This window comes from Arthrobacter sp. Cza30 (assembly GCF_059090765.1).
This window is the reverse complement of record NZ_JBNHGA010000008.1, coordinates 300,375-313,827: the sequence shown is the minus strand read 5'-3', so window position 1 is coordinate 313,827 and position 13,453 is coordinate 300,375. Positions and strand designations below refer to the sequence as shown.

The following is a 13,453-nucleotide window of genomic DNA, read 5'->3' as shown; positions in this document are numbered from 1 at the left end:
ATGTCGACGACCCAGGAGAACCTGGCCGTGTTCCAACAGCACCGCGGGCTGCTCTTTGGGGCGGCCTACCGCCTCCTGGGCAGCGCCGCCGACGCCGAGGACGTCCTGCAAGAGGCATGGCTGCGGTTCTCCGACGTGCCGCAGGACCATGTCCGTGAGCCGCGGGCCTTCCTGCTGCGAACGGTAACCAATCTGGCGCTGAACCAGATCCGCGCCCAGCAACGCCGCCGCGAAAATTACGTCGGGCCCTGGCTGCCCGAGCCGGTCAGCTCCCTGCCGGATGCCCCGAGCCCTCCCGCACCGGACGAAGCTGCCGTGCTGGCCGACGATGTTTCGCTGGCCATGCTGGTGGTTTTGGAACAGCTCTCCCCCTTGGAACGTGCGGCCTACATCCTGGGCGAGGTCTTCGGCTACCCGGCACCAGAGATTGCCCGGACGCTGGGCCGCTCGCCCGCGGCGGTGCGGCAACTCATCTCGCGTGCCCGCGGCCACGTCGCGAGCCGGCAAGCCAGGAACCAAGTTGATCCTGCCCTGCACCGGAGGATCACCGAGCAGTTCCTGCAGGCAGCCAACACCGGGGCCATCGAGCCGCTGCTGGGCCTGCTGGCTCCGGACGTTGTGCTGACCAGCGACGGCGGCGGCCAGAAGACCGCGGCGCTGCGGCCCATCTTCGGGGTGGAGAAGGTGCTGCGCTTCCTGCTCGGCATCACCGGCAACCCGGACACCCCCTTCCACCTGCACGTCGCCGACGTCAACGGGCTGCCCGGGTTGGTGGCGGTCGATGCGGACGGCGCGGTGGACACGGTCGCCGGCTTCCGGATCGATGAGGGGTTGGTCCGGGAAATCTTCCTCATCCGGAACCCGGACAAGCTTGGCCGCATCCGCATCTAGCTGCACCGACCCGACGGGCATGAGACGGTTGAAACAGGAGTCCGCGCCATCGTGTGCGGTCCTGTTATGTGTTGGTCTCGGATATAGGAGGAATACCCATGAAGGTCACCGCCGCCGTCGTGCGCGAGACGGGCGCACCGCTTTCAGTTGAAGAACTGGAGCTCGCCGATCTCCGGCCCGACGAGGTGAGGGTCCGCATGGTCGCAACCGGCATCTGTCACACGGATTCGACCGCCCGCGACGGCGCGTATCCCCTCCAGTGGCCGGCGGTGCTCGGTCACGAGGGCGCCGGTGTTGTGGAGGATGTGGGGATAGCGGTGACGAGCGTCGAGCCCGGTGACCATGTGGTGCTGGCGCCGGCATCGTGCGGCACGTGCAAGCAGTGCCGCCGCGGGGAGATGGCCTACTGCGAGCACTACATCGCCATCAATCTCAGTGGTCGCCGAACCTCGCTCTCGGCCGACGGCGAATCGGTGGCCTCGCACTTCTTCGGCCAGTCGTCCTTCTCGTCGTACGCGAACGTGCTGGAGCGCTGCGTAGTCAAAGTGGACCCCGAGGTTCCGCTGGAGATGCTCGCCCCGCTGGGCTGCGGGCTGCAGACCGGGGCCGGGGCTGTGCTCAACGAGCTGCGGCCGGAGGCGGCGACATCGCTGGCTGTGATCGGTGCGGGGGCGGTCGGCTCGGCGGCGATCATGGCGGCCAAGATCGCCGGCTGCACGACGGTGATCGCGGTGGATCTGCATGACAACCGCCTGGAGACGGCGCTCGAGCTCGGCGCGACCCACACCATCAACTCCGCCAAGACGGACACGGGCGAGGAGCTGAACCGCATCACCGGCGGGGAGGGCGTGGACTACATCGTCGACACCACCTCCGTGCCCGCGGTGCTCAATCAGGCTGCGCGGGCGCTGGCCTTCCGCGGCGCGCTCGTGGCCGTGGGCAACACGACCTTCGGCACCGAGGCACCGTTCGAGATCGGCGAGTCCCAGGTCAAGGGATGGACGTTCACAATGAATGTCCAGGGCAGCTCGGTGTACCAGGTCTTCATCCCGCGCCTGATCGAGCTTTGGAAGCAGGGACGGTTCCCGTACGACAAGCTGGTCAAGACCTACCCCTTTGCCGACATCAACCAGGGGTTCGAGGACTCGGCCAACGGATCCACGATCAAGCCGATCCTCCTCTTCTGACCGGCGGAGTCCGGGCAGGGTGAGGCGCCGGCCCTGCCCGGTCAGCGCAGCGTGAGGCGCCGGCCCTGCCCGCGTCAGCGCAGCGTGAGGCGCCGGCCGTCAGCGCAGCACCGCGAAACGCGTCAGCGCAGCACCACGAAGTCGGTCACCGCGGCGTCACGCCCGTCCAGCTCCGCCCAGCTCTTCCCGTGCTGCAGCACCGTCAGGCCGGAGGTCGGATAGTGGGTGGCCATGTCCACCACGGCCTCCTCATCGGAATCCACCGACGCGAGCCGCATCGCCAGGTCCTGCACCGCCGGCATGTGGGCCACCACCAGCAGGGACGTGATGGTGTCGGGCAGTTGATTGATTTCGGACAGGACCCGCACGGCCGGCGCATCGTATAGTTCGTCGGACAGCATGGGAGTCGGCGCCTTCTCCCCCAGCTCGCTGCACACCCAGGTGCAGGTCTGGCGGGTCCGCAGTGCCGACGAGCACAGAATGAAGTCCGGGATGCAGTTGTGCTCCACCATCCACCGGCCGATCTGCGGCGCCTCGTCGTGGCCGCGCTGGGCCAGCGGCCGCTCGTGGTCCTCGACGCCCAGCGGCCACGCGGCCTTGGCGTGGCGCATGATCATCAGCTTCTTCAGGTGGTGGTCGTTCACACCACGAGTGTATGCGGCCCTTGTCAGCGCCTCCGCGCGATGCGAGGCTCGGGATATGGAAGAGCGGACGCTGGAAGCGGATGTCGTGGTACTCGGGGCCGGGGCGGTCGGCGAGAATGTGGCGGACCGGACCACCCGCGGCGGACTCAAAACCATCCTGGTCGAATCGGCCCTGGTCGGGGGCGAGTGTTCCTATTGGGCCTGCATGCCCTCCAAGGCCCTGCTGCGCCCGGGCACGGCCCTGCAAGCCGCGCGCGGCGTCAAGGGCGCGGCCGAAGCCGTGACCGGCGGCCTGGCGGCGGAGGCCGTGCTGGCCCGCCGGGATTCCTTCACCTCCGGCTGGGACGATGCCTCGCAGGTGGAGTGGGTGAAGGGCGCCGGCATCGAATTGGTCCGCGGCACCGCCCGGCTCACAGGTCCGCGCGAAGTGACGGCAACGGACGACGACGGGACCCGGACCCGCATCACCGCACGGCACGCCGTCGTGCTGGCCACCGGTTCCACGCCGAACGTGCCGCCGCTGCCCGGGCTGGACGGCATCGATTTCTGGGGAACGCGCGAAGCCACCGCCGCGCGGGAAGTTCCGGAGAGCCTGCTGGTGCTGGGCGGCGGCGTCTCCGGCTGCGAGCTCGCGCAGGCCTATGCCCGGCTGGGCACCGACGTCACCTTGGTGGCACGCGGGGACCTGCTGGCGAACGTCCCCGGACCCGCGCGGCGGCTGGTGGAGGCCGGGCTGCGCCGCGACGGGGTGCGGATCCGGCTCCACACGCAGGCATCACGGGTGGCTGCGAACGACGGCGGCGTGAGCCTCACGCTGACGGCTGCGGGTGCGGACGGGGAGACGGGGGCGGCGGACACCGTCACGGCCGCGAAGCTCTTGGTTTCCACCGGACGACGTCCGGCCCTCTCCGGACTTGGCCTGGAGGAGCTGGGGCAGGATCCGAAGCGGCTGCAGGTCGACGCCAGCGGACGCGTGGCCGGCGTCGACGGAGGCTGGCTGTATGCTGTGGGCGACGCCGCCGGCAAGGCCCAGCTGACGCACCAGGGCAAGTACCAGGCGCGGGCCACCGGGGACGCGATCGCGGCCCGGGCGGCCGGCGAGCTGGACGCCGACCCGGAACCGTGGAGCCGCTTTGCCAGCACTGCCGACGACGCGGCGGTTCCCTCGGTGATATTCACCGATCCGGAGGTCGCCGTCGTCGGCCTCACCGAAGAGCAGGCCCGGGAGCGCGGGCTCGCCGTGTCCGCCACCGAGCTGCCGATCGCCGTCGCCGGCTCCTCGCTGTATGCCGATGGCTACCAGGGCTGGGCCCAGATGGTGGTGGACGAAGACCGCAGGGTCATCGTGGGCATGACGTTCGCCGGCCCCGGTGTCAGCGAGTTGCTGCACTCGGCAACCATCGCCGTCGTCGGCCAGGTCCCGCTGGACCGGCTCTGGCACGCGGTGCCCTCCTACCCCACCATCAGCGAGGTGTGGCTCCGCCTGCTCGAGGCGTACGGGCTGTAGCGAGGCAGTGCAGGCAGGACCTAGATGGAGTACTCCGGCGCGGCCCAGACCACTACTTCCGGGTGCTCGTAGAACCGGTAGCCCTGGCCTCGGACGGTGCGCACAGTGTTGGCCAGGCGGCCCAGCTTGGAACGGAGCCGGCGGATGTGCACGTCGATGGTGCGTTCGTTCGGGACTTCCTCGGCGTTCTTCCACAGCCCGGAGAGCAGCTCTTCGCGGCCGACGGTGCGGGTGGCGTTCTCCACAAGGTAGTTGAGCAGCTCGAATTCCTTGAACGTCAGGTTCAGGGTCTCCCCGTCCAGGTGCACCTCGCGGCGGGACAGATCGATCAGGACGCCGCTGGGACGGCTGGCGTGCGAGGCCTGCTGCGGCTGCCGCTGGATCTCAACGGCCGCGGTCCGCGGGCGGCGGCTGACGGTCGGATCGCCCAGGGCCTGGCGCACCACGTCGATGTTCTCGCCCGGGGCGTCGGCCGGCGCCAGGGCCACGGCCCCGTGGGTCTGGGCGTCCGGAGCCAGCGACTGTACGTAGGCGCGCACCTGGGAAGCCAGCTTGCTCAGCGTGGTCCCCTGCGCGGCGGCGGCCTCCTCATCCAGGCCCACATAGAGAACAAACCCGCGGGCAACAGTGTCATTCGACACCGGCTGCGGGCCTGGAATTCCGTTGGGGGTGACCACGGGGGTGGGGGCAGTGGTCGGATGGGGTGCCGCGGCGTCGAACTGGCCGGGAACCGCGCGCAGCACGCGGTAGGCCTGCTGCTCCCCCGGGTAAGGCTGCTGCCCGGCGAACTGCGGGTTCTGCCCGGCTGCCTGTCGCTGCGCGGCTGCCGCACGGTTCTGGGCGTTGCGGACGGAGATGTGGACGTATCCGGATGAAACTGACATTAGAACCTCATGTGTGAAAATGGCCGTCATCGCGGCGCGAATGCATGGGTATGCCCGCACGGGATGTGTTTCTGGTGCCCGCCATTGGACAGATGAATTGCCTGGATTAACTCGAGGGGTGGTGAGTTAGGCCTGCATTCGGCAACAGTCCGCCAGTGCGCCGGGATACGTCCCGTAACTGAAGGCTGCGGCTGCAGATGCTGTTGCGTTGTTGTTCACAACCATGAGTTTCGCTCGTAACAATGCTTACGTGCAAGTAATATAAGCCTGCTTGTCTCACATAGTGAGAAGAAGCAGTGGTTTTGTGCCACACATCACACCACGACGGTGCATAAATATCAACCGAGAGCGGCCCTTCCGGGGCGCTGATGAATAAATATGCATTGATGGATTTGTCTCGGCGCTAGGCGCACTAGGTGCAAAGCATCGGCGTTTGCAAACCGTCCAAAATGTGGACACCGCTGGAACGTGCGGGGCCCCGATCTGCAGCCCACCAGCCCCGTGAAAGGCGCCCCCGGTCGGCTGGGTCAGCCCGCCACGCCGTAGAGCCGGTCGCCGGCATCGCCCAGGCCGGGCACGATGTAGGCCTTTTCATCCAGCCGCTCGTCGATCGAAGCCACCACGATGGAGACGTTCTTGTCTTCGAGTTCCTCGCGCAGCGCCTGCAGGCCCTCCGGTGCCGCCAGCAGGCAGATGCAGGTGACGTCGGCGGCGCCGCGGGCGAAGAGGAACTTGATGGATTCGCGCAGCGTGCCGCCGGTGGCCAGCATGGGGTCGAGCACGAACACCTGGCGGCCGGTGAGGTCGGCCGGCAGCCGCTCGGCGTAAGTGATGATGTCCAGCGTTTCCTCGTTGCGCGCCATGCCCAGGAAGCCGACTTCGGCGGTCGGCACCAGCTTGGTCATGCCCTCGAGCATTCCGAGGCCGGCGCGCAGGATGGGCACCACCAGCGGGGTGGGCTTGGTGAAGGCGGTCCCGGTGGTCCGGGTCACCGGGGTCTCGATTTCCACCGGCTCGGTGTGGACGTCGCGGGTGGCCTCGTAGGCCAGCAGGGTCACTAGTTCTTCGGTGAGTTGGCGGAAGACGGGCGACGGAGTGGTCTTGTCGCGGAGAACGGTGAGTTTGTGGGCAACAAGGGGATGGTCCACTTCGAGTACGCGCATTCCACAAAACTACCGGCAGCCGGATAGCAGGGACAAACATCGGGCCTGCCAGAATGGTGGCATGGGCCCGATTGATCCGCAGCACCGCCAGTGGATGGGTCTTGCCCTGGACCAGGCCCGCTTGGCCCTGGAGACCTCCGACGTGCCGATCGGCGCCGTGGTGACGGGGCCCGACGGCGCGGTGCTGGGTTCCGGACGCAACGAACGGGAGGCGCTGCACGACCCGACCGGCCATGCCGAAATGGTGGCCATCCGGGAGGCGGCCAGAAAGCTTGGCTCCTGGCGCCTGGACGGCTGCACGCTGGTGGTCACGCTGGAGCCCTGCGCCATGTGCGCCGGCGCCATCGTGCTCGCCCGCATCCCGAAAGTAGTCTTCGGGCCGTGGGACGACAAGGCCGGTGCGGCGGGCAGTGTTTTCGACATCCTGCGCGAACGCCGGCTGAACCACTGGGTGGAGGTCTACCCGGACGTGCGGACGGAGGAGTCGGCCGCCATGCTGCGGGAGTTCTTCGCGCGGCACCGCGGCGAACTCCCGGCGGGCTAACTTCTCCTTCCGGTGCTGCGCGTGCTTTCCGGTGCTGCACGATCACGGCCACTCCCGCTCGCTTCGGCGCCGCTCCCGGCCCCAGGTCTGGGACGAAGGCCGGCCGGTGCGGCCGTCCCGCCGACCCGTTTTGGGGCTCAGGGCCAACAGCGGGTAAAGTTGACGCGTTGGTGACGTGTCCGAGCGGCCGAAGGTGCAACACTCGAAATGTTGTTTGGTGAAAGCCAACGTGGGTTCAAATCCCACCGTCACCGCCAACTGAATGGGCCTCAAATCCTTGCAAACACAGGGGTTTGAGGCCTTTTCTATTTGCCGGAAGCGGCTTTTGGGCACATTTTGGGCACACCCGACAGTGAGATGGCGTTATCTAGGGCATCCGAAATCGTGTCCAGGTCCCCGTCGAACAGGTCCGCATACACGTCCAGGGTCATAGCGGCGGAAGCGTGTCCAAGCATCCTTTGCACTGCCTTGGCATTGGCGCCGCTGCTGACGGCCATGCTCGCCGCTGTATGCCTCAGGTCGTGCGGAGTGATCCGCGGGATACCCGATGCATCGATAGCTGAAGCGAACCACGAGTAGTTCTCTGAGTGGACCCGCGCCGTCCTCAGATACCGTCCGTCTGGACCAGGGAAGACCAAATCGTCACGGTGCTTCCCCTCGCAAGCCTTCGCCAGATAATCCACCAGGTAGCGAGGGAAAGGGACCGAGCGCACTTTATGGCTCTTCGGTGTGCCCACGATGATCTTCCCGGACACTTCTACAGCGTTTTGCTCGATGTTCAGCCGCCGCCGAAGCATGTTCACGTCCCGAACGCGTAACGCTGTGGCCTCGCCCCAGCGAAGCCCGCAGTAGGCCAGCACGAGGACTAACGTCGGGTACTTCGATGCTTCAGCCAGCGCGTGTACTTGCTCATGGCTCAGATAAACGTGCGGCTTCTTCATCTTCCGTGGGAGATCGACACCGCGAGCAGGGTTGATGAGTAGCCGGCGGTCACTTATGGCGTCGTCAAGGATGGCAGCCAGGACACCATAGGCGCGGATCACCGTCGTCGGGGATTTAGGCTTTCGTGGAGGGACCATCTTCGGATCTCCAACTGTCAGACTGGTTACCCATGCTTGAACTTCGGTGTGTTTGATCTCGGACACCTTGCGCCCGCCCCATGCGGGCTCCACGTAGAGTCGCCAGGCTATCTCCAGCGGCCTATATGCAGACGGCTTGAGTTGCCGCTTCCGCTCTAGCCACGCTGGCCCCAGATCGCCCACAGTTGCCCGTGCGGCCGTTTCGTCAATGAACTCTCCGCGCTGCTTGGATGCTTCAACAAAACTTGCGAATGCATCGGCATCGCGTTTTGTCTTGAATCCCCGTTTCTTGGTGGGAGTCCGATCCGGCTTCCGGTACCGGACCATGTACCGCTTGCCGGCCTTTGTCGAGTAGCTCTCAATCGTCGCCATCGGGCCAATCCAGATTCTTGAAGCCTTGGATCTCGGCCAGATACTTGCTGTGCTCGTTGTGTTTGGCCAAGTCAAAGTCCTCAGGTGGTTCGAACGGCGTGCCTGGAATTATGCGGTCTTCGATCTTCGGGATAGCTCTGACCTGGTATTCCTTGAGGGCGCGATCAGCTTCCGACTTGTTCCAGTCGAAGTCCCACTCCAAGGTGTTTTGTCCAAGGGCCCACGCCCACTGCGTGTTGTGCGCTACCGGACGCTCTGGAACCCCTGTCATAGGCGATGCAAGATCGTACGCTCCATCAGCAGGCAGCAGAAGGCTCAACGGTGAGACCCCGAAAACGATCGCAAGTGCCATGAGGTCGTCCACGTCTACGCGACGTTCCCCCGCTTCTATCCTTCGCAAGCCGAGAGTCGGGATCGGCCGGCCCACCTCTTCCAACTTCTCCGCGAGCTGCTTGTACTGCATCCCGCCGCGAAGACGCTTTACGTTAGCGCGCACAGTCTCTCCCGTGCCGCCCAGACCAACTTTCTTATCAACCATGAGTGAGACTCTACAGGTCAAAATGATCTTTGGGAAGTCATAGTTGACATCCGTGAGGCTCCCGGCTTATTGTGATTTATGGCAGATCAAAAAGATCGCCAGTAGCTCAAGGAGGAAACATGGAGGACACACTCCACCGGCCGTCCGATGTGGCGGATTTTCTTGGCACGAGCGTCGGAAGCCTGGCGCAGATGCGTTACAGGGGCATCGGCCCCAAGTTCATCAAGCTAGGCCCAAAGGCGGTGCGCTACCGGGATTCAGACATTCGGGAGTGGCTGGACAAGAACACCAAGGACCAGACCTAGACCCCGAAAGCAGTCACCAAGTCCGTCGTTCACGGCAGGCCGCCAGGCCGAAAGGGCTAAAAGAGTCATGCCAGAAAACAGCTTCATGCAGATCAAGTCCTGGATACGGGATGAGGCCGCCGCCAATGGAATCAGGATGTCTAGCCGTGAGGCTCACAGGGCGGCTAACGCCTACTTGTTGGAAGCGCAGGCCAGTCGCGATGGCCCTGTCCGAATCACATACGCCGATCCAGTCGGAAACGAAGTAGCCACGAATGTGGACGCCGGACGAACTTCCCTGCGCCACTCAGAAAAAGAAAACGGCCTCGGAGCCGAATCCGCCAAGACACGCTCCGAAGCCGCCTAACCACCCCCATAGGAATGATTACCTTGACTAAGCATACCGAATCCCCCAACCCGTTCAATGCTCCTAGTGAAACGCTTACCCAGATCGCCAACATGGAACGTGCAGGCATCACGACCGTGCGGGAGTTTGCGAGTAGGGCGTTCTCTATGGGCATCCAACCTTCCGAACTGTTGGAACACTTCAGCGTGAACGCGCCTGAAGGCTTCATCATGTCCGACAACGACCCCGAGGTGTGGCACGGGCCGGACGTAAAAGGCGATGTCTGGCAGATCGGGTCCGACTGGACTGCCACCGAAGGAATCACGTTCCGGGTAGACGGGGCCGGCGCCGGGGGCTGCGATGCGCTCACCCCTGACCAAGCCGCCGAACTGGCGAAAGCCCTTACCGCCGCTGCTGACAAGGCCGCAAAGGGCTAGGGCACCGTGACCCAGCTCCCCAAACACGCTGGGCCAGATCCTGAAACCGAATACCTGGAAAAGCTCCTACGCACCGACCGGACAGCGTGGGAGCTTTTCCGTTACGGCTACCAAACGGGTCTCGCCCACTCAATCGACCACGAACGCCTCGCCCGCATCATCCGGGCGATGGAACTCGAATACGCAGAGAACAAATCCCTTGCAAAGTCCGCCGCGGGCTTTGTTGACGTTCTGGCGCACCGGAGAAAAACCGATGCCGCCTATGTACCCATGAGGAGGTCCGCGTGACAGAATCCGCCGTCACGAAACGCGTTGTCCTGACGCCCGCCAGCATGATCCGCACCCGCAGACAGAAATGGTTCTGGGAACCTACCAAGGGCAGCGGGGTCATCCCACTCGGGACCGCGACCATCGCTGCCGGCAAAGGCGGGGAAGGCAAGACGACGTTCATGCTCGACCTCGCAGCCCAAGGCAGCCGAGGTGAGCTGGCGGGAGACCTCCAGGGGCGAGCCGTAGGCACGATCATCATCGGGCCGGAAGACGACTGGGACACCGTCATGGTCCCCCGACTGAAGGCCGCACGGGCCAACCTCGATCTCATCTACAAGATCGACGTAGAAACCACCGTGGACGAGTTCACCCGGCAGCGCTCCATCAAGTTCCCGATGGACGTAGACATGATCGCGGAAGCCATCCACGACACCGGCGCCAAGATGATCGTCGTGGATCCGGCCCCGTCTTTGATGCACGGCGATATGAACAAGGTCCAAGACGTTCGCGCTTCATACGAACCACTCATTGCCCTTGCTCAGCGTGAAGAACTGGCCCTCATCCTCATCAATCACTTCGGGAAGGGCGCGGGGAGCGTGTCGGCCAAGCTCTCAGGCTCCCACGCATGGCGCGACCTCACCCGCTCCTACTTGGCTTTTGCCACCGACGAGGAGACGGGAGAGCGGATCTTCAGTCAGGACAAGAACAACTATGGCGAATCCAAGGGCTCCTACAGGTTCACCCTCGAATCGGTGAACGTGACCACCGACGACGGAGACACCGCCAACGTCGCCAGGGTCAACTTCCTGGGTGAAACCGACCAGACCGTAGGCGAGATCATCAACCGGGAAACCAGCGGCGAACAGGACGACGGCACGACCGGGAACGAGTACGACGAGTTCATTCGGGAATGCCTCGAAGACGCCGGCGGCGAAGCACCGGCCAAGGAGATCGAAACGGCTGCCAAGGCAGCAGGTTTGGACATCACCAAACTTCGGAAGCGGCGCGGACGGATGTCAGGGCCAGCAGTCAATTCCCAGCGCGTGGGCTTCGGCAAGGGCTCCAAAGTCATGTGGTCCCTCGCCATAGATTCCCCCATTGATTCCTTAGATTCCCGTACTCAGGACACGGGAACCTATGGAACCTATGTGGAATCTATGGCCGCTTGCATCCTGCATCAAACGCCTCTCGACGGCTGCTACACGTGCGACCAAACAAGGAGCGCAGCATGAGTCACCGAACGGGTTTCAGACCCCAAGCGAAGCTCCGCAAGAGGCCATGGCTCGACAAGGACGGGACAAGAACTCCGGGCATCGGAATCATGCACGGGTCAAAAGTCCTCGCCCACCTCACGCCATCTGAGGCACGCGCTATCGCACAGCAACTACAGAACTACGCGGACCAGACCGAAAGGGAAGCAGCATGACCGAGACGCCTGCCGTTCCCGCCGATTGGGAGCCGCCGCAGTGGACAAAGCAATTCGCCAAACACGAGCTGCAATGGCTCGCCACACACCTGCACCAGAAGGCGCAGGAAGCCCACCAGGAAGCCCGCGAATGGCAGAACCGGGTCACCCTCGCGGAAGCCCAGCTTGCGACCCTCAGAGCCGAATACGAACCGCACGGAATGGAGCCCTGCTCATGAGCCACACCTACTTGCCCCGACAACTGCTCAAGTGGCCCGCCGAAGCACAAGCAGCCGCCCTATGGGAGCGCGCCGAAACATTGGAACGCTCAGCGAACTACTGGAAGCACCGCGCCGAATCAGCCGAACGCCGGATGCAGGAACACGACTGCCAGGAGGACCAGTGAGCCGTCCTTACGTCAACGTCCGACCGTGGGAATGGCGCGACCGAGACGGTAGCTCAACGCCTGGAATCGGACTCATGCACGGCAACAGCGTCAGAGCGCACCTCAGCTATGCCGAGGCGCGGACACTAGCAGACCGGCTGCACGACTTGGCCGACGCCGCAGGCAACCCCGAACCCGTACTACCAACCACAGAAGCAGAACAGGAGTAACCCATGATCCGCGTACACACCGAGGCCGGCGCCGTAGACGTAGACGCGCAACCGAAGGACGTAGCCGTCAGTGCAGGGCACCTGAAGATCATCCGCGATGGCGTGATCGTCGCCCAATTCCGGCGCTGGGAGCACTGGCACGAAACCGAAAAGGAAGACCAACCATGATCGACCAGAACGACGACCAGATCCGCCAATGGGTCCGCGGCCTATTCACACGCGACGACGGCGCAGAAGACGAACCAGAGGCCCCAGAGCCCGTGCTGCCGCCAAGTGGCCCCGTCATCCCAGGGCAAGAGAAACAGCCCGACATCTCACGCGGGCCGACCGACACACAGCGCTTCGTAAACCGGCTCCTGAACGCCGGAACCATCCGCGAATACTACTGAAAACCACAGAACAGAAGGAACAGACAATGAAGATCACCGAAGACGCACGCACCAACCGCACCACCGCCGCAGTATTCACCAACACCCTCCGGCGCACGAGCTTCACCATCCCTCCGGCCCCGGCACCGGAGTTTGAGATATCCGACTTCCCCAGCCGTGGTGACGTGACAGCAGGCGCCCTGAAGGTCATGCGCGCAGGCAAGGACCCCGCCGCAGACAAGGAAGTGCAGCGACTGGTGACCGGCTGGCAGATCGTAGAGGCCGGCATCCTCTCCCGGATCGAAGTTGAGCACACCAAGGCCGAACTCCGGCACATAGCCGAACACGCCCCAGCACTGGTCCAGAAGCTCTCCGAGCAGTTCGCTGAGGCAGTGGACACCATGCGGGAGGCTATCCCCACCATCGGCCACATCGACCTCTCTAAGGGCATCCAGTTCACCCCCGGCAGTGGGACCACCAAAGTGGTGGCAATGGCAAAGGCTGCGGAGGCCCTCAACACCGCCACCATCATCGCGGACTCCTGGTATGTCTTCATGGACGCCGCGGGCGAAGGGGTCGAGCGCAATAATCAGCACGGACGGCTCTGGTACTGCCAGCCCACCTGGGCACAGTTCAACACGCTGCGGCTCCAGTCCAGCAGTCAGATGAACCTCCACGGACGCGGCCACAACATCTGGGACCTGCTCAACGATGGAGTCCACATCGAACTCGCCACAACTGCTGCCGAATACCGCGAGCGCGTGCAGGAGCTGGAGGACGAGGAACAGGAAGCAGAGCGCCTGGAAGCACAGCGCGAACGCGAACGCCGACCCAACTACTCCACTATCCGCTAGCCCAAACGGCGGCGGCGCGGGCATTGGTTCTGCGCCGTCACCAACCCCAGGGGGAACCCCGTCCC

The 13,453-nt window shown here is 64.4% G+C and carries 18 protein-coding genes and 1 tRNA gene; 14 read left to right on the top strand and 5 right to left on the bottom strand.

Annotated elements, in window-relative coordinates; genetic code table 11:
• Both sigJ and AC5RVZ_RS26275 read left to right on the top strand, forming a co-directional pair.
• Entirely contained in the window at nt 1-891 is an 891-nt protein-coding gene (sigJ, locus tag AC5RVZ_RS26280) for an RNA polymerase sigma factor SigJ (protein ID WP_494068554.1), read from the top strand.
• A gap of 98 nt (nt 892-989) precedes the next feature.
• A complete protein-coding gene (locus AC5RVZ_RS26275; protein WP_494068553.1) occupies nt 990-2,078 on the top strand; it encodes an NAD(P)-dependent alcohol dehydrogenase in 1,089 nt (362 codons plus the stop codon).
• 122 nt (nt 2,079-2,200) lie between these two features.
• Here AC5RVZ_RS26275 and AC5RVZ_RS26270 read toward each other — a convergent pair whose 3' ends face one another.
• Nucleotides 2,201-2,722 carry a SixA phosphatase family protein gene (locus tag AC5RVZ_RS26270; RefSeq protein WP_493976930.1) on the bottom strand — a complete coding sequence of 174 codons (522 nt, stop codon included), beginning with the start codon at nt 2,720-2,722 and terminating at the stop codon, nt 2,201-2,203.
• A gap of 55 nt (nt 2,723-2,777) precedes the next feature.
• On the opposite strand from AC5RVZ_RS26270, the gene AC5RVZ_RS26265 reads away from it, so the two are divergent.
• Entirely contained in the window at nt 2,778-4,229 is a 1,452-nt protein-coding gene (locus AC5RVZ_RS26265) for a dihydrolipoyl dehydrogenase family protein (protein ID WP_494068552.1), read from the top strand.
• 20 nt (nt 4,230-4,249) lie between these two features.
• Here AC5RVZ_RS26265 and AC5RVZ_RS26260 read toward each other — a convergent pair whose 3' ends face one another.
• On the bottom strand, nt 4,250-5,113 hold the full coding sequence (locus tag AC5RVZ_RS26260) for a winged helix-turn-helix domain-containing protein (RefSeq protein WP_494068551.1): 864 nt from the start codon (nt 5,111-5,113) through the stop codon (nt 4,250-4,252).
• A 527-nt stretch (nt 5,114-5,640) separates the two neighbouring features.
• On the bottom strand, nt 5,641-6,276 hold the full coding sequence (upp, locus tag AC5RVZ_RS26255; RefSeq protein WP_493976933.1) for a uracil phosphoribosyltransferase: 636 nt from the start codon (nt 6,274-6,276) through the stop codon (nt 5,641-5,643).
• A 61-nt stretch (nt 6,277-6,337) separates the two neighbouring features.
• Between upp and AC5RVZ_RS26250 the strand changes: the two genes are divergently transcribed.
• Together AC5RVZ_RS26250 and AC5RVZ_RS26245 are read left to right on the top strand one after the other, a co-directional pair.
• Nucleotides 6,338-6,820, top strand: coding sequence for a nucleoside deaminase (locus AC5RVZ_RS26250; RefSeq protein WP_494068550.1), 483 nt, complete (start codon nt 6,338-6,340; stop codon nt 6,818-6,820).
• A gap of 169 nt (nt 6,821-6,989) precedes the next feature.
• Nucleotides 6,990-7,077 (top strand) — tRNA-Ser (locus AC5RVZ_RS26245).
• A gap of 48 nt (nt 7,078-7,125) precedes the next feature.
• On the opposite strand, the gene AC5RVZ_RS26240 is transcribed toward AC5RVZ_RS26245, so the two are convergent.
• Both AC5RVZ_RS26240 and AC5RVZ_RS26235 read right to left on the bottom strand, forming a co-directional pair.
• Nucleotides 7,126-8,271 (bottom strand): tyrosine-type recombinase/integrase, encoded by a 1,146-nt coding sequence (locus tag AC5RVZ_RS26240; protein ID WP_494068549.1) that lies wholly within the window; start codon nt 8,269-8,271, stop codon nt 7,126-7,128.
• Nucleotides 8,258-8,809: a helix-turn-helix domain-containing protein gene (locus tag AC5RVZ_RS26235; RefSeq protein ID WP_494068548.1), complete on the bottom strand. Its 552-nt coding sequence runs from the start codon at nt 8,807-8,809 to the stop codon at nt 8,258-8,260. Before AC5RVZ_RS26235 ends, AC5RVZ_RS26240 begins: the two co-directional genes overlap by 14 nt.
• A gap of 119 nt (nt 8,810-8,928) precedes the next feature.
• Here AC5RVZ_RS26235 and AC5RVZ_RS26230 point away from each other — a divergent pair, with 119 nt between their 5' ends.
• The 9 genes from AC5RVZ_RS26230 (at nt 8,929) to AC5RVZ_RS26190 (ending at nt 13,388) form a co-directional block, all read left to right on the top strand.
• Entirely contained in the window at nt 8,929-9,114 is a 186-nt protein-coding gene (locus AC5RVZ_RS26230; protein WP_494068547.1) for a helix-turn-helix transcriptional regulator, read from the top strand.
• 369 nt (nt 9,115-9,483) lie between these two features.
• Nucleotides 9,484-9,876: a hypothetical protein gene (locus tag AC5RVZ_RS26225; protein ID WP_494068546.1), complete on the top strand. Its 393-nt coding sequence runs from the start codon at nt 9,484-9,486 to the stop codon at nt 9,874-9,876.
• A 6-nt stretch (nt 9,877-9,882) separates the two neighbouring features.
• Nucleotides 9,883-10,164 carry a hypothetical protein gene (locus AC5RVZ_RS26220; RefSeq protein WP_494068545.1) on the top strand — a complete coding sequence of 94 codons (282 nt, stop codon included), beginning with the start codon at nt 9,883-9,885 and terminating at the stop codon, nt 10,162-10,164.
• Nucleotides 10,161-11,378 carry an AAA family ATPase gene (locus AC5RVZ_RS26215; protein ID WP_494068544.1) on the top strand — a complete coding sequence of 406 codons (1,218 nt, stop codon included), beginning with the start codon at nt 10,161-10,163 and terminating at the stop codon, nt 11,376-11,378. The genes AC5RVZ_RS26220 and AC5RVZ_RS26215 overlap by 4 nt, the downstream gene beginning before the upstream one ends.
• A 190-nt stretch (nt 11,379-11,568) precedes the next feature.
• Entirely contained in the window at nt 11,569-11,790 is a 222-nt protein-coding gene (locus tag AC5RVZ_RS26210) for a hypothetical protein (RefSeq protein ID WP_494068543.1), read from the top strand.
• Nucleotides 11,787-11,957: a hypothetical protein gene (locus tag AC5RVZ_RS26205; RefSeq protein ID WP_494068542.1), complete on the top strand. Its 171-nt coding sequence runs from the start codon at nt 11,787-11,789 to the stop codon at nt 11,955-11,957. Before AC5RVZ_RS26210 ends, AC5RVZ_RS26205 begins: the two co-directional genes overlap by 4 nt.
• A gap of 212 nt (nt 11,958-12,169) precedes the next feature.
• Nucleotides 12,170-12,334 carry a hypothetical protein gene (locus AC5RVZ_RS26200; protein WP_494068541.1) on the top strand — a complete coding sequence of 55 codons (165 nt, stop codon included), beginning with the start codon at nt 12,170-12,172 and terminating at the stop codon, nt 12,332-12,334.
• Nucleotides 12,331-12,555: a hypothetical protein gene (locus AC5RVZ_RS26195; protein ID WP_494068540.1), complete on the top strand. Its 225-nt coding sequence runs from the start codon at nt 12,331-12,333 to the stop codon at nt 12,553-12,555. Before AC5RVZ_RS26200 ends, AC5RVZ_RS26195 begins: the two co-directional genes overlap by 4 nt.
• Nucleotides 12,556-12,581: 26 nt before the next feature.
• Entirely contained in the window at nt 12,582-13,388 is an 807-nt protein-coding gene (locus AC5RVZ_RS26190; RefSeq protein ID WP_494068539.1) for a hypothetical protein, read from the top strand.
• Nucleotides 13,389-13,453 lie beyond the last annotated feature (65 nt).

Excerpts from the sequence above, each read along its gene's own strand:
- sigJ (WP_494068554.1), top strand. The coding sequence starts at position 1 with ATGTCGACGACCCAGGAGAACCTGGCCGTGTTCCAACAGCACCGCGGG.
- AC5RVZ_RS26275 (WP_494068553.1), top strand. The coding sequence starts at position 990 with ATGAAGGTCACCGCCGCCGTCGTGCGCGAGACGGGCGCACCGCTTTCA.
- AC5RVZ_RS26265 (WP_494068552.1), top strand. The coding sequence starts at position 2,778 with ATGGAAGAGCGGACGCTGGAAGCGGATGTCGTGGTACTCGGGGCCGGG.
- AC5RVZ_RS26260 (WP_494068551.1), bottom strand. The coding sequence starts at position 5,113 with ATGTCAGTTTCATCCGGATACGTCCACATCTCCGTCCGCAACGCCCAG.
- upp (WP_493976933.1), bottom strand. The coding sequence starts at position 6,276 with ATGCGCGTACTCGAAGTGGACCATCCCCTTGTTGCCCACAAACTCACC.
- AC5RVZ_RS26250 (WP_494068550.1), top strand. The coding sequence starts at position 6,338 with ATGGGCCCGATTGATCCGCAGCACCGCCAGTGGATGGGTCTTGCCCTG.
- AC5RVZ_RS26240 (WP_494068549.1), bottom strand. The coding sequence starts at position 8,271 with ATGGCGACGATTGAGAGCTACTCGACAAAGGCCGGCAAGCGGTACATG.
- AC5RVZ_RS26235 (WP_494068548.1), bottom strand. The coding sequence starts at position 8,809 with ATGGTTGATAAGAAAGTTGGTCTGGGCGGCACGGGAGAGACTGTGCGC.
- AC5RVZ_RS26230 (WP_494068547.1), top strand. The coding sequence starts at position 8,929 with ATGGAGGACACACTCCACCGGCCGTCCGATGTGGCGGATTTTCTTGGC.
- AC5RVZ_RS26210 (WP_494068543.1), top strand. The coding sequence starts at position 11,569 with ATGACCGAGACGCCTGCCGTTCCCGCCGATTGGGAGCCGCCGCAGTGG.
- AC5RVZ_RS26205 (WP_494068542.1), top strand. The coding sequence starts at position 11,787 with ATGAGCCACACCTACTTGCCCCGACAACTGCTCAAGTGGCCCGCCGAA.
- AC5RVZ_RS26200 (WP_494068541.1), top strand. The coding sequence starts at position 12,170 with ATGATCCGCGTACACACCGAGGCCGGCGCCGTAGACGTAGACGCGCAA.
- AC5RVZ_RS26195 (WP_494068540.1), top strand. The coding sequence starts at position 12,331 with ATGATCGACCAGAACGACGACCAGATCCGCCAATGGGTCCGCGGCCTA.
- AC5RVZ_RS26190 (WP_494068539.1), top strand. The coding sequence starts at position 12,582 with ATGAAGATCACCGAAGACGCACGCACCAACCGCACCACCGCCGCAGTA.